Source organism: Paenibacillus sp. LS-5, assembly GCF_056121505.1.
Map to the genome: position 1 here is coordinate 167,345 of NZ_JBWAVA010000001.1, position 13,559 is coordinate 180,903.

The following is a 13,559-nucleotide window of genomic DNA, read 5'->3' on the forward strand; positions in this document are numbered from 1 at the left end:
GGAGGAGTACCGTGATTGAAATTCGTGACTTGCATAAATCATTCGGTCCCCTCCAAGTACTGAAGGGTGTGGATCTTACCGTAGAACATGGTAAAGTACTCGTAATTATAGGTCCTTCCGGTTCCGGAAAAACAACATTGCTGCGCTGCTTCAATCTGTTAGAACAACCTGATCAGGGAAGCCTGTCACTGGGTGATCTGAAGCTAAATTTCACGGCTGGAGTCAAAATCCCGCAACGTTCAGTTCTGGCGCTTCGCCAGCGGACCGGGATGGTCTTTCAGTCCTATAATTTGTTCCCGCATATGACCGCTCTGGGCAATGTAATGGAGGGTCAGGTCACAGTCCAGAAACGTTCCAAGGAGGAGGCACGTAAGCGGGGCATTGAACTCCTGACCAAGGTTGGGCTTGCAGACAAGGTGGATGCCTATCCGCATCAATTATCAGGCGGACAGCAGCAGCGGGTTGCCATTGCGCGGGCGATGGCCGTGGAGCCTGAAGTGCTGCTATTCGATGAGCCCACTTCGGCGCTTGATCCCGAGCTGGTAGGGGAAGTATTGAAGGTAATCAAGCAGCTTGCCGCTGAAGGGATGACCATGGTCATCGTGACCCATGAGATGAAATTCGCTGCGGATGTGGCGGATCAGATTATATTGATGGATAACGGCGTGATCCTGGAGCAGGGGACACCGGCGCAGGTGCTGGAGCATCCAACAAATCCGCGCGCACTACAGTTTCTAAACCGGCTTAGCGGTGAAGATATCTAATCAGATGCATAACGCAAAAAGGCAGTCCGGAGAAAGTCCGGACTGCCTTTTTGCTTGACCACGGGAAGGATCTTAACTCTGGGGAGCGATGTCTGTTTTGGATTTCAGGTATTCCAGAGCGTTGTAGAGCATAATAGCGGCTTCGGCGCGTGTGATTTCACTTTTTGGATTAAACTTGCCGTCGGTATCCAAGGTGTTGATTTTGTATTTCAACGAGCGCTGAATACTGCCTTGGAAGGAAGGGTTCAATGCATATGCATCGGTGATGTCGACAGGGACGATATTGATCATTGGCAGATTGCCCGCTTTTTCTACCCCTTGGATCAGTAGGTTCGTGAAAAGTTCTTTGGTCATTGGCTTCGCTGGGTCGATATCGGCGGCAATTTCAATCCCATTGTAGTGGGCGTTAATGAAAGCTTCCGTGTACCAGGCATTGTCCTTAACCTTGGAGAACAGGCTGCTGGCGAGCGGTGCTTTATTGAAGTCTATAGCCGCAAGGCTCAGCTGAAGTCCTCCTGAGATGAACTGTATCCCTTGAGCTGTGGTTACTTTGGAACCTGGAAGGAACTTGGTGTCTGAGATGCCTTTAATCAAACCTTGGTCCTTCAGGGAATTGATTTTGTCTTTACCGGTTATGCTGTCAATATCCTTGAAGCTGCTGTCAGCGGCAAAGATGGGGCCGGCGAGTGAAAAACTAAGAAGGGATACGCTGGTGACCGCTGCAAAAGCTGTTTTTTTAAAGTTCATATGAATGCCCGCCTTTGATTGTAGAATTCAGGCCGGTTGGCCTTTTTCAACTCTTAGACGACACAGAATATGGAAAGGTTGCAGGCAATTGATTTTTTAGCACTATTGGAGGTTTAGTCTACACGGTTTGAATGCTTAATCTACGGGAATATATATCGTGATACGCATATGATCGGGAAACGAAGAGTTCATCACATCCGTGATTTCAAAATCCGGACCTTCCCGCCGTTCATAGCCGGAATTTGGCAGCCAGGTTCCATATATATAGTTGCGGGTTGTTGGAGTCAGCGATGCTGGTCCATAAGCTTTGAACATGGCATACTTTCCTGCGGACAGGATGAACCGATGGTAATTCTCATCCGGTAATGGTGCGGTTTCTGATACCGCCTCCCCTACGATAAAGGAGAAGTCGCCATTGTCCTGATAATCACAAGAAATACCGTAAGACATTCCAGGAGAGACCTTTTCCGTGATAGGCATAAAGCGCCCGTGTCGTCCGAAATCATCGTAAAATGCGGGAATATCCGCGTAATGGCCTTCTCCGTTCAGGCTGGTTTTGTATCTGCAGCCGATGATAGGTGTGCGTTCAAGCTGGATCAAGGTTGGTTTGTCCATTTGCTCTACATCTCCTTCGGTATTTTTATGCAGCTCCAAAAAGTTGATTTTTTGCTGCGATGCAGTAATCATATCCAGAGATTTGCGGTACTTGCCTGGAGTCACACCTGTATAGCTTTGAAAAGCTCTTGTGAAGGCCTCCTGGGACTGATATTGGCAGTCCAGGGATATTTGCAGTACACTTTCACTGCTGTGGCGCAGGAGCTTTGCAGCTTCGGTAAGTCTCCGTTTACGGATGTACTCGTGTACAGTAAAACCGGAAACCGCCAGGAACATCCGTTGGAAATGAAATGCCGAGAAACAGGCTTTGCCGGCAATCTCGGTAATCCGCAGTTCTTCCTGCAGATGTTCTTCAATATAATCCAGCGACAGCTGAATCCTTTGATAATAACTCATCCGTTTCATTCCTTTACAAGTGGAGTACAAATTCTATTATGAGGCATGAGAAATGATTTTTTTTGATGGTTTGTGCGTAACTTCCATGCATAATGTTATAATAATGTCAGACCCCTTACTCAAAGGGGCATTTATATTCTCAATCTGCGCTTCCTGAAAGGTGGGAGACTTAAGGTGAACCCGATTGCTACTATCAGTCAGCAATTTGCTGCCCAAAACTATAAATTGACGCCTCAGCGTGAGGCTATTGTCCAAGTTCTGCTTGATAATAAGAAGGACCGTTTAAGTGTTGAAGAAGTATATATGCTGGTGAAGGCCAGTTATCCGCATCTTGGACTAGCGACGGTGTACCGGACACTGGAACTGCTATGTGAACTTCATATTGTTGAAAAAATGAATTTTGGCGATGGGGCAGCACGTTATGATTTGCGCGATGATAATCATGCCCACATGCATCATCACTTGATATGCAATGTATGCGGCAGGCTGGAGGAGATCAAGGACGATTGGCTCCATGACCTGGAGCTGCGGCTGGAGCAGGAATATGGCTTCATGGTTACGGATCACCGGCTGGACTTCAAAGGCACATACCATACATGCAAACGGAGCGGCTGTAAAGGAGAAAAGGAATGCCAGGCGGTTTAAGAAGTCTGGTTCAGCTATGAGCGGACGGTTAACGAGTTCAGGATTTAGCCAAGGCTGAAGCTTTTGCACATCAAAAAAAACGGCATTTCAAGAGCGTACACCATACGCTTTGAGATGCCGTTTTTGCTATTGATCAAGGCCGGGACGGCACAAAAGACTTAATCCAAGTTCCGAAGCTGCCCGGATTACGGGATTGCACGAGCACCACGCCCTCACCGCGGAACCTGCAGACCAGAGCTTCACCACTCGTTAAGCTGTTCAACCAGCCGGAGGCTGCTTTTTCTACCTTGTAATCCATATAATCCGGCCAGGCCACCAGATGCCCGTTGTCGATGATCATTTCCTCGCCGGGTTCCAGATTAATGGCATGAATGGCTCCGAACGATGAGAGGAACACGGTTCCGCTGCCGCTGATCTCGATAATGAAAAATCCTTCTCCCGAGAATAGCCCTCGTGTCAGATTCTGCATTTTTGTGTTGACCTGAATGCCATGGGTACCGGCGAGAAAGCCGTCCTTTTGTACATACAGCTTGTACGACCCGTCCAGCTCTATGGCCTGAATGTCACCAATGGAACCTGGAGAGAGCAGGACTTCACTTTGCCCTCTTGTCGCCGTCAGCTCCTGGAAGAAAAACTTCTCCCCGCTGAGCATTCTCCCGAGACCCCTCATCAGTCCCCCGTCCACAGTACCTCTAAGTTCCACATTCGGGGACATGGCGACCATGGCTCCCATCTCCGCTTTGACACTTTCACCCGGATTCAACTGCACCTTAAGCATGGCAAAAGCACCTTCGTACAATACATCGTATTTCATGAATTCCCCTCCGCATCCGTGGTTACCGGCTTTTCCTAGTATTCACTTTCAAGGATACTGTACCCAAAGCTGCTTGTGCAAGCGGCCTGCGGCAGGCGTGATGATTATAGTCAACTTTACCGGGAAATTGTCAGATGAATATGTTAAAATTAAAAATATCAGCAGGTCCTGACACCCATCTGCTGACCATTCAGAACAATAAAGGAGTGCAAGCGTAAATGGCACGCACAAAAACACAAAAGGCACTGCTTCAAGCAGAACGCTCCGGTACCTGGTGCGCGGAACGAAACCGCAGGAAGAACGATCAATACGGCATGATATCACAGCATGTCCGGGTTACCCCGAGCAAGCGGGAAAAACTGAATAAGGTCAAACACAAGGAGCGGATCTTTCAGGATGGCGCTCCTTTTGCATGTCTGGAGAAGGCGCAGAAGAATTATTTTACGGTAAAGAAGCCATTTCTGTCTGCCGGCTATACGTACGATATTGCTTGGGCGACATTCCGAAACGTCCCCGGAACAATCGGTGGAAGTAAGTATAATTGGCAAAGCCGCATGTCTCGGAGACATGCTCCAGCGGCATAGGGCTGAAGGTGATCCGTTCTCGTGCCATATCCAGCCTGACGTCGTTCACATACTTGACGATTGTGGTGCCAAAAGCCTCTTTAAATAAATGAACCGCACGGGAGACCGAAATATCCACATGTCCCGCCACATCCTCAAGACGGAAAGGATAAGCGGCATGTTCCTCGACATATTGCTTCATGCGATAAGCCAGATAGCCCTTAGGCGATACCGCTGGCTGTTCAGACATCAACCGGTCGATTTCCAGGCACAGAATCTGCAGATAACAAGCAGAGATCTCTGGTGAGGGATTGGACAGGCGGCGCTGCTCCAGCACGATTTGGCGGAAGAGGCCAAGGAAATAATCACTTAGCGGCATGGGCAGAACCAGCGGGCGCTTCTTGCGGGTCCACCATTCTTCAATCCAGGGCCCCCCGCAAAAAATATGGTAATCGCCGCTTTCAATGCGGGGCTTCCCTACGGGATAGCTTTCTTTGTCGATGCTTAGATAATAAGGATCACTTGGTGCGAACAGCATAAGATCACCGCTCTCCACAGTGGTGAGAACACCATCGACCAGGGTCCGGCTTCGTCCTTCCGTCTGCAGACGCAGAAGATAATATTGAACGCTGTCTCCGCCAGTCATATGAAATGGCTTACGATGTACTGAGAATCCTGCAGACAGGATGTGGCAAGGTGCTGTATGTGTCATAGGTCCTCCCTGATGATGAAGTGGGGAAAATAAATAGTAAGCAGATTGTTCATGTATTAATCATATTCTTCATTTTATTATATACGCTTTCATATTACTATGAACCTGAGCAAAAAACATATAAATAAGGTGGAGGGGGCTTTATAGAGGCTCTGAAGGCTACATAGATACGCTAATGGAACATAAGGGATAAGGGAGACAGATATTGGAGATTCAGGTGCTTGCAGCCCTTTTGTTCAGGTGAGTCATGTAATCTGGCACCTAAGGACGAGGAGTAACAGAATAGATAGGAACGTACAAACCAAACCATGAGGAGTGAGGCAAACATGCTGAAGATCGGCTTGCAGCTGTATACGCTGAGAGAAGAACTGGAACAGGATTTTGAAGGAACCCTCCGCAAGGTGGCTGAGCTTGGATATGCCGGTGTGGAATTTTATCATTTCTTTGGACGGACGGCAGAGGAAGTGAATGCGTTGCTTCAGGAAACCGGTCTTACCGCACTCGGAGCACACCGTCCGTATGATGCCATGCTGAATGATACGGAGCAGGAGATCAGCTTCAATCTGGCTATCGGCAACCGCAATCTGATTGTCCCTTATTTGACTGAAGAGCAGCGGAATTGGGAAAAGGTTGCAGCAGATCTGCGGATTATCGGAGAGAAATGTAGCGCCCGCGGCGCCGTTCTTTCTTATCATAATCATGAATTTGAATTCACAGAGCAAATCGGCGGCCGGACCGCTTTTGACTATATCTTCGAAGAAGTTCCTGCGGAAGTATTGAAAGTGGAAATGGATACCTGCTGGGTATATTACGGCGGATATGATCCGGTAGAGTACATTCACAAATATTCCGGACGACTGCCCATTATCCATCTGAAGGATATGAAGAAGCGGGAAGACGGATCGGCAGAGACAGTAGTGCTGGGCGAAGGGGAAGTAAATCTGGCTGCGATTCTGGAAGCCGCTGATGCAGCAGGTGCAGAATGGGCAGTTGTAGAGCAGGATTATTGCAGCCGTTCACCGCTTGAAAGTGTAGCGGACAGCTTAAAATGGATTAAAGCATACGCCAATCAAGGAGGAAAAGTTCATGTCTAACAAACTCAAAATTGCTATTATCGGTTGCGGAGGTATCGCAAACGGCAAACATATGCCAAGTCTGTCCCGTCAAGAGAATGCCGAAATGGTGGCCTTTTGCGACATCATAGAGGAACGTGCACAGGAGGCGGCGAAAACCTACGGAACGAAGGATGCAGCTGTCTACACGGATTTCCGTGAGCTTCTGGCCCAAGGCGGTTTTGATATCGTTCATGTATGTACACCTAATGACAGTCATTCCGTGATCTCGGTAGCAGCGCTTGAAGCCGGCAATCATGTGATGTGTGAGAAACCGATGGCTAAGACGACAGCCCAGGCTCAGGAAATGCTGGATGCTGCACGCCGGACCGGCAAAAAGCTCTCCATCGCTTACCAGAACCGCTTCCGTTCAGACAGTGAATACCTGAAGATGCTCTGTGAGAGCGGAGAACTGGGCGATATTTATTATGGCAAAGCCATTGCACTGCGCCGCCGTGCAGTACCTACATGGGGCGTATTCCTGGATGAAGAAAAGCAAGGCGGAGGCCCGCTGATCGATATCGGGACTCATGCGCTCGACCTGACCCTGTGGCTGATGGATAACTACAAACCGCGTATGGTAGTCGGTTCTACCTTCCACAAGCTGGGGCAGAAGAAAAACGCGGCCAATGCCTTCGGTCCATGGGACCCTGAACAATTTAAAGTGGAAGATTCTGCGTTTGGTTTCATTACGATGGAGAATGGGGCTACAATCTCCCTGGAATCCAGCTGGGCGCTGAACGTATCGGAATTCGGTGAAGCCCAAACCATGCTTGCTGGCACAGAGGGCGGAGCGGACATGAAGGATGGTCTGCGTCTGAACGGAGAACGTGCCGGACGTCTGTATGAGACCAAAGTGGACCTCTCTTCGGGTGGTGTGGCGTTCTACAGCGGTTCTGCGGAGAGTGAAGCAGACCGGGAAGCCCGCCTGTGGCTGGAAGCAGTAATTGAAGACAAGGAGCCGGTAGTTAAACCGGAACAGGCTTTGGTTGTTACACAAATTCTTGAAGCCGTCTATGAATCGGCACGTACAGGTCGTGCGGTGTATTTTGACGGAAGCACAGACAAGTAATTAGAAAAAGCAACATCTATTGAAACAGGAGTGGAGACCATGAGTTTACAGAAACATACCATTGTCATCATTGGTTATGGCGGTATGGGCAGCTATCACACACAATTGATTCAGGAGGACGGCCGCCTGGTGGTGGCTGGAACGTTCGACCTGCTGCAAGAGCGCCGCGGCGCCTCCGAAGCGGCAGGGTATACCGCTTACGTTAGCTATGAGGATGTACTGGCAGATCCGAAGGTTGATACCATACTGATTGCAACGCCGAACGATGTGCATAAAGATATCGCTATCTCTGCGTTCCAAGCAGGTAAGCATGTCATCTGTGAGAAACCGGTCGCTCTGTCGTCAGATGAGTTCAAAGAAATGATGGAGGCGGCAGAGGCAGCCGGGCGTGTACTGATGGTACATCAGAACCGGAGATGGGATGAAGACTTCCGGGTCATCAAGGAAATGTATGAGCGTAACACGATCGGTCCACTGTTCCAGCTTGAATCGCGTGTTCACGGAGCTAATGGTATTCCAGGTGACTGGAGGCATGTGAAGGCACAGGGCGGCGGCATGCTGCTGGACTGGGGGGTTCATCTGCTGGATCAGCTGTTGTTCATGATTGACAGTAAAGTAACCAGCGTGAGCAGCAGCCTGAGCTTTATTCTGGGCAATGAAGTGGATGATGGCTTTGAGGCCCTGCTGCAATTCGAGAATGGTATCAAAGCTGTCGTCGAAGTGGGGACTACCAATTTTATCACACTCCCAAGATGGTACGTCAAAGGTACAGAAGGCACAGGGATTATTGAAGATTGGTCATTGAGGGGCCGTATTGTTACCCGTAACCAGAAGAATGAGAGACGGGAACCTACGCCGATCCGCGCCGGTGTCGGTCTGACCAAGACTATGGCTCCTCCATCAGAAGGAGCGACGATTACTGAAGCGCTGCCGCAGGCAGTGGAACTGTCCTCCAGCTTCTATAGCAACTTTGCGGATGTCATTGAGGGCAAGGCAGAGCCGATTGTCAAGAATACCGAGGTAATGCGTGTATTGAAGCTGATAGAAGCGATATTTGAATCGGCTGAGACTAATCAGACCGTGAAGGATTTTGACTTGTACTAAACAGGATTAACAATCGTTAATGAGAGGCGGCAGAGCAATGAAACTTGGTGTATTTATGGTGCTTTTCGGCGGTCGCAAGCTGGAGGACGCGCTGGATTATGTAGCTTCCAAAGGACTTAAGGCAGTGGAGATCGGTACCGGAGGCAATCCGGGTAACAGTCATTGTGATCCCAAGCTGCTGCTGGAGAATGAGACAGCGCTCCAGGAATTCAAGCATGCAGTAGAGTCACGCGGTCTGATGATCAGTGCGCTGAGCTGTCACGGCAATCCGCTGCATCCCCAGAAAGAGCTCGCCCGCAAAGATCACGAGGATTTCGTGAACTCTGTGAAACTGGCGCAGAAGCTGGGTGTTTCAGTTGTGAATACCTTTTCTGGATGCCCCGGCGACCATGAACATGCCAAATACCCCAACTGGCCGGTAGCTCCGTGGCCGAATGATTATCAGGAGATTCTGTCTTGGCAATGGGAGAACAAGGTCATCCCTTATTGGACTGAATGGGGCGCGTTCGCTGCACAGCACGATGTGAAGATTGGCCTTGAGCTGCATGGGGGCTTCTCCGTGCACACACCGGCTACACTGCTCCGTCTGCGAGAGGCTGCAGGCGAAGTAATCGGCGCGAACCTTGATCCGAGCCATATGTGGTGGCAGGGTATTGATCCCGTGCAGGCCATTCATATCCTGGGACGCCAAGGTGCAATTCATCATTTCCATGCCAAAGATACCGTGATCGATCCGGTCAATGTGAATATGTACGGTTTGACCGATATGCAGTCCTACACGAATATGCTGGACCGGGCCTGGCAGTTCCGTTCAGTGGGCTACGGTCATGATGTGAAGGTCTGGGCGGATATCATCAGCGCACTGCGATTAGTTGGCTATGATTATGTAGTCAGCATTGAACACGAGGACGGGTTGATGTCTATTGAAGAAGGATTCTCCAAAGCAGTAGACAATCTCCGCCAGGTATTGATTGAGGAGCCTCTCGCCGATATGTGGTGGGTCTAAATGAATGGAGAGCTTTACAAAAGTCAAATTAGATGATCAGCAGCTTAGAGCATTAGTAACGGGCACATTTGGAAAAGATATATCTTTAATCAGCAGCAAGGAGTTGACCGGAGGTTTTTTCAATACTGCTTATGATCTTGAACTATCAGACGGCAAATCCGTGATTCTGAAGGTCGCCCCTGCTGCGGGGACAGCAACGCTTAGCTACGAAAAAGACATCATGCGTGCTGAAGTGAAGGCGCTTCGCCTGGTTCTGGCCAGGGGCGGTATTCCGGTGCCGGCTGTGTATGGATTCGATGAGAGCTGTGAACGGATTCGAAGTCCTTATTTTTTCATGGAAAAGGTTGAGGGAACGCCCTACAATGAGGTCAAAGAGAGTCTCACGGACAAAGGGAAAGCCTCCATTGAACGGGAGCTGGGCCGATATCAATACCTGATTAATAAAATTACTGGCGAACATTTTGGGCTTTTCGGAGAATCTGTAGGAGCAGCGGGAAGAACATGGCGTGAGACTTTTACAACCATGATTCATGCTGTGCTGGATGATGGCGAAAGATTGAAAGCTAAGCTACCGTCTTCCTATGAGGACATCAGGCGGGGCCTGGAGAGGTATCTGCCTGCACTTGATGAGGTAACTGAACCTCGTCTGATTCACTGGGATCTGTGGAATGGCAATATTTTTGTCAAAGACGGTGTGATCGTGTCGATCATTGACTGGGAACGCGCGCTCTGGGGGGATGTGCTGCTTGAATATTACTTCCGCCATTTTGAGAATTCTCCTGAGTTCCTTGAGGGCTACGGCGTACCTTTTAACACTCCTGGTGAGCAGCTCCGCATCAGGTTGTACGACCTGTATCTTGATCTGATCATGGTCATTGAGTGCTATTCCCGGCAATACAAGGATGAGAATCACGTACGCTGGGCCTTTGATAATTTGCGTGAAACCTTGAAAGACTTTGTAGATATAGTGGAAGAGAAAGTGTGAAAAAGCGAAGGCCGGTTCTCACAGGAGACACCGGTCTTCTTGCCTGTAATTGCAGTAACGGCCTTAACACGACCATGTGAATTTTGCTATACCCTTGCGTTTCGTGTATATTTTGGTAGGGCTCATTACTTGTAAGCATGAAGTAGGCTGGCTCGAATGAATAGGACTTTTCATATTTTAGAAATGTCTGTTTTCACAGGTATGAAGACGTTTGCTACGGCATCGCCGATTTTCAGAAAATTCTTGACGTAAGCACATGTAAATAGATAAAATAATACTTATTGTGTGTTTTTTACGTATTGAGAATCTTTATCGTAATTTGAAAAGAAACGAGAGGGTGACAGGATGGAGCGCCTTTTAGAGGTAAAAGACCTGGCTATATCATTCAGAACACGCGGAGGCGAAGTACAAGCAATCCGTGGAGTTAGCTTTCATGTGAATAAAGGGGAAACACTAGCGATCGTGGGCGAATCCGGTTCCGGTAAGAGCGTAACTTCGCAGGCCGTTATGAAGTTGGTTCCCCAGCCGATGGGTGAATACAAGCGCGGACAGATTTTGTTCGACGGTCAGGACCTAATCGGTAAAACGGAAAAGCAAATGCAGAAGATCCGCGGGAAAGAAATCGGAATGATTTTTCAGGACCCGATGACTTCGCTGAATCCGATGATGAAGGTCGGCAAGCAAATTACCGAAGTGCTGTTCAAGCATGAGAAAATCACCAAGGATGCTGCGTACAAACGCGCTATCGAACTGTTGAATCTGGTGGGTATTCCTTCACCGGAACGCCGTTATCAGCAGTATCCGCATGAGTTCAGCGGCGGGATGCGCCAACGTGTGGTTATTGCAATGGCACTTGCGGCTAACCCTAAGCTACTGATTGCCGATGAGCCGACAACCGCGCTCGATGTAACGATTCAGGCACAAATTCTGGATCTGATGAAGGACCTTCAGAAGAAAATTGATACCGCAATTATCTTCATTACACATGATCTTGGAGTTGTAGCCAGAATGGCTGACCGTGTTGCGGTAATGTATGCCGGTCAAATTGTTGAGATGGGTACAGCAGAAGAAATCTTCTATGACCCGAGACACCCGTATACATGGGGATTGCTGGCTTCCATGCCAAGTCTCGAGAGCAAAGGATCTTTGCTTACTGCGATTCCAGGAACGCCTCCAGATCTGATCAAGCCGCCAAAGGGCGATGCTTTTGCACTCCGCAGCACTTATGCGATGCAGATCGACATGGAGAAAGAACCACCAATGTACAAGGTATCTGATTCCCATTTGGTGAAGTCTTGGCTCATGCATCCCATGGCGCCTGCGGCAGAACCGCCTGAAGTGGTGAAGAAGAGACAGCGTGTGCTTAGCAACGCATATCCTCAACCGGTGCTGGTAGAGAACGCCGGCGATTATTAATAATAGTAACGAGGCGTCAAGTTCCTTAACGGGCTTGGCGCTTTTTTTGTGCTGAATAAAAGATTATACTTTAAGTAAATGTGAAACATAACTAATATATATAAATAAAAGTATTGACTATTTCATTTCCGGACGGCAAAATGTAAGGGTATACATAGGAGGCTAGAGGATGAAAAAAAGAATGTTTACCACTTTAATATCGTTGTCTATATTGTCGGCATGCAGCAGTAGTAACAGCAACCCTGAATTTAGTAATGTTTCCGTTCATGACCCCTCTGTAATCAAAGTGAATGATACGTTTTATGTCTTTGGTTCCCACCTGGCTTCAGCCAAATCCAAGGATCTGATGAATTGGACACAGTTGTCTTCGGGCGTTGCCGATGGCAATGTACTTATACCTAATGTAACCGAAGAATTAAGTGAGACACTCAGCTGGGCGCAGTCGGATACCCTCTGGGCACCTGATGTCATCCAGCTCTCTGACGGGAAATTTTATATGTACTATGACGCCTGTAGAGGTGATTCTCCACTGTCGGCGATGGGAATCGCAGTATCTGACAACATTGAGGGACCCTACACAAACAAAGGGATTATTCTTAAATCCGGTATGGCAGGCACCGGCGATGACGGTGAGATTTATGATGCAACGGAGAAACCTAACGTAGTGGATCCGGATGTGTTTTTTGATAAGGAAGGCAAGCTTTGGATGGTGTATGGCTCCTATTCCGGGGGGATCTTCATTTTAGAGCTGGATCCCGCGAGCGGGTTTCCGCTGCCTGATCAAGGTTATGGCAAGAAGCTGCTAGGGGGCAATCATGCCCGGATTGAAGGGCCTTATATGCTCTACAGTCCTGAGACCGATTATTACTATCTTTTCCTCTCATACGGGGGTTTGGATGCGAACGGCGGTTATAATATCCGCGTTGCCCGCTCCAAGAATCCGGATGGTCCCTTTGAAGACTCGGAAGGCAAGGCTATGATTGATGCGAAAGGTACAGCTGGCGTACTGTTCGATGATCCGGCGTACTCTCCATATGGAGTGAAGCTGATGGGTAATTTCGAATTCACAAATACAGAAGATGAAGCGGAGTCTGGAAGTAGTGGTTATGTATCTCCAGGACACAATTCAGCTTATTACGATGCCAAGAGCGGTCAGTATTTCCTCATTTTCCATTCCCGTTTTCCTGGAAGAGGTGAGGAACATGAGGTCCGTGTACATCAGATGTTTATGAATACAGACGGATGGCCGGTGGTAGCTCCGCACCCTTTCAGTGGAGAAAAGATTGGAAAGTACACTACCAAAGAGATCAGCGGCGGCTATGGATACATCAACCACGGCAAAGACATCACTGCTGATATAGTCAGCTCGGAATCAATTGAATTCACAGCTGACGGGAAGATCACGGGGGCGGTTGAAGGCACCTGGAAGTTGACTGGTGATCATAATGCTGACGTAATTATTGACGGAGTGGCTTACAGCGGAGTTTTCCTGAAGGAGTGGAATGAAGCGGCTGGTAAAAACGTAATGACGTTTTCAGTGGTCTCGTCTGCTGGCGCCACACTCTGGGGAAGCCATGATATACCGAATACCGATAAGAATTAACCGTT

General features: G+C 48.7%; 13 protein-coding genes. 9 read left to right on the plus strand and 4 right to left on the minus strand.

The genetic code is table 11. The features are described 5' to 3' along the window. The first annotated feature begins 11 nt into the window (after positions 1-11). Positions 12-764, plus strand: a complete 753-nt coding sequence (locus AC0MA3_RS00760; protein WP_379153030.1) for an amino acid ABC transporter ATP-binding protein — start codon at positions 12-14, stop codon at positions 762-764. 72 nt (positions 765-836) lie between these two features. Here AC0MA3_RS00760 and AC0MA3_RS00765 read toward each other — a convergent pair whose 3' ends face one another. Both AC0MA3_RS00765 and AC0MA3_RS00770 read right to left on the minus strand, forming a co-directional pair. After that, complete coding sequence (locus AC0MA3_RS00765; RefSeq protein ID WP_474654815.1) at positions 837-1,511, minus strand: S-layer homology domain-containing protein; 675 nt, start codon at positions 1,509-1,511, stop codon at positions 837-839. A 135-nt stretch (positions 1,512-1,646) separates the two neighbouring features. Continuing rightward, a complete protein-coding gene (locus tag AC0MA3_RS00770; RefSeq protein ID WP_474654816.1) occupies positions 1,647-2,522 on the minus strand; it encodes an AraC family transcriptional regulator in 876 nt (291 codons plus the stop codon). 174 nt (positions 2,523-2,696) lie between these two features. Here AC0MA3_RS00770 and AC0MA3_RS00775 point away from each other — a divergent pair, with 174 nt between their 5' ends. After that, positions 2,697-3,167, plus strand: a complete 471-nt coding sequence (locus AC0MA3_RS00775) for a Fur family transcriptional regulator (RefSeq protein WP_379153023.1) — start codon at positions 2,697-2,699, stop codon at positions 3,165-3,167. 133 nt (positions 3,168-3,300) lie between these two features. Here AC0MA3_RS00775 and AC0MA3_RS00780 read toward each other — a convergent pair whose 3' ends face one another. Both AC0MA3_RS00780 and AC0MA3_RS00785 read right to left on the minus strand, forming a co-directional pair. Beyond that, positions 3,301-3,981, minus strand: coding sequence for a TIGR00266 family protein (locus tag AC0MA3_RS00780; protein WP_379153021.1), 681 nt, complete (start codon positions 3,979-3,981; stop codon positions 3,301-3,303). Positions 3,982-4,422: 441 nt separating this feature from the next. Continuing rightward, positions 4,423-5,256 carry a helix-turn-helix domain-containing protein gene (locus tag AC0MA3_RS00785; RefSeq protein ID WP_379153019.1) on the minus strand — a complete coding sequence of 278 codons (834 nt, stop codon included), beginning with the start codon at positions 5,254-5,256 and terminating at the stop codon, positions 4,423-4,425. 326 nt (positions 5,257-5,582) lie between these two features. Here AC0MA3_RS00785 and AC0MA3_RS00790 point away from each other — a divergent pair, with 326 nt between their 5' ends. The 7 genes from AC0MA3_RS00790 to AC0MA3_RS00820 all read left to right on the plus strand — a co-directional run bounded on the left by AC0MA3_RS00790 (position 5,583) and on the right by AC0MA3_RS00820 (position 13,554). Continuing rightward, a complete protein-coding gene (locus AC0MA3_RS00790; protein ID WP_474654817.1) occupies positions 5,583-6,350 on the plus strand; it encodes a sugar phosphate isomerase/epimerase family protein in 768 nt (255 codons plus the stop codon). Further along, positions 6,343-7,440, plus strand: coding sequence for a Gfo/Idh/MocA family protein (locus AC0MA3_RS00795; RefSeq protein WP_474654818.1), 1,098 nt, complete (start codon positions 6,343-6,345; stop codon positions 7,438-7,440). The genes AC0MA3_RS00790 and AC0MA3_RS00795 overlap by 8 nt, the downstream gene beginning before the upstream one ends. 39 nt (positions 7,441-7,479) lie before the next feature. Then, positions 7,480-8,544, plus strand: a complete 1,065-nt coding sequence (locus AC0MA3_RS00800) for a Gfo/Idh/MocA family protein (protein ID WP_474654819.1) — start codon at positions 7,480-7,482, stop codon at positions 8,542-8,544. Between the two features lie 37 nt (positions 8,545-8,581). After that, positions 8,582-9,550 (plus strand): sugar phosphate isomerase/epimerase family protein, encoded by a 969-nt coding sequence (locus AC0MA3_RS00805; RefSeq protein ID WP_379153011.1) that lies wholly within the window; start codon positions 8,582-8,584, stop codon positions 9,548-9,550. Between the two features lie 4 nt (positions 9,551-9,554). After that, positions 9,555-10,535 (plus strand): phosphotransferase family protein, encoded by a 981-nt coding sequence (locus tag AC0MA3_RS00810; RefSeq protein ID WP_474654820.1) that lies wholly within the window; start codon positions 9,555-9,557, stop codon positions 10,533-10,535. 345 nt (positions 10,536-10,880) lie between these two features. Continuing rightward, a complete protein-coding gene (locus tag AC0MA3_RS00815; RefSeq protein ID WP_379153007.1) occupies positions 10,881-11,951 on the plus strand; it encodes an ABC transporter ATP-binding protein in 1,071 nt (356 codons plus the stop codon). 169 nt (positions 11,952-12,120) lie between these two features. Further along, the gene (locus AC0MA3_RS00820; protein WP_474654821.1) at positions 12,121-13,554 is read left to right on the plus strand and encodes a glycoside hydrolase family 43 protein; all 1,434 of its coding nucleotides are present in this window, start codon (positions 12,121-12,123) and stop codon (positions 13,552-13,554) included. The last annotated feature ends 5 nt before the right edge of the window (positions 13,555-13,559 follow it).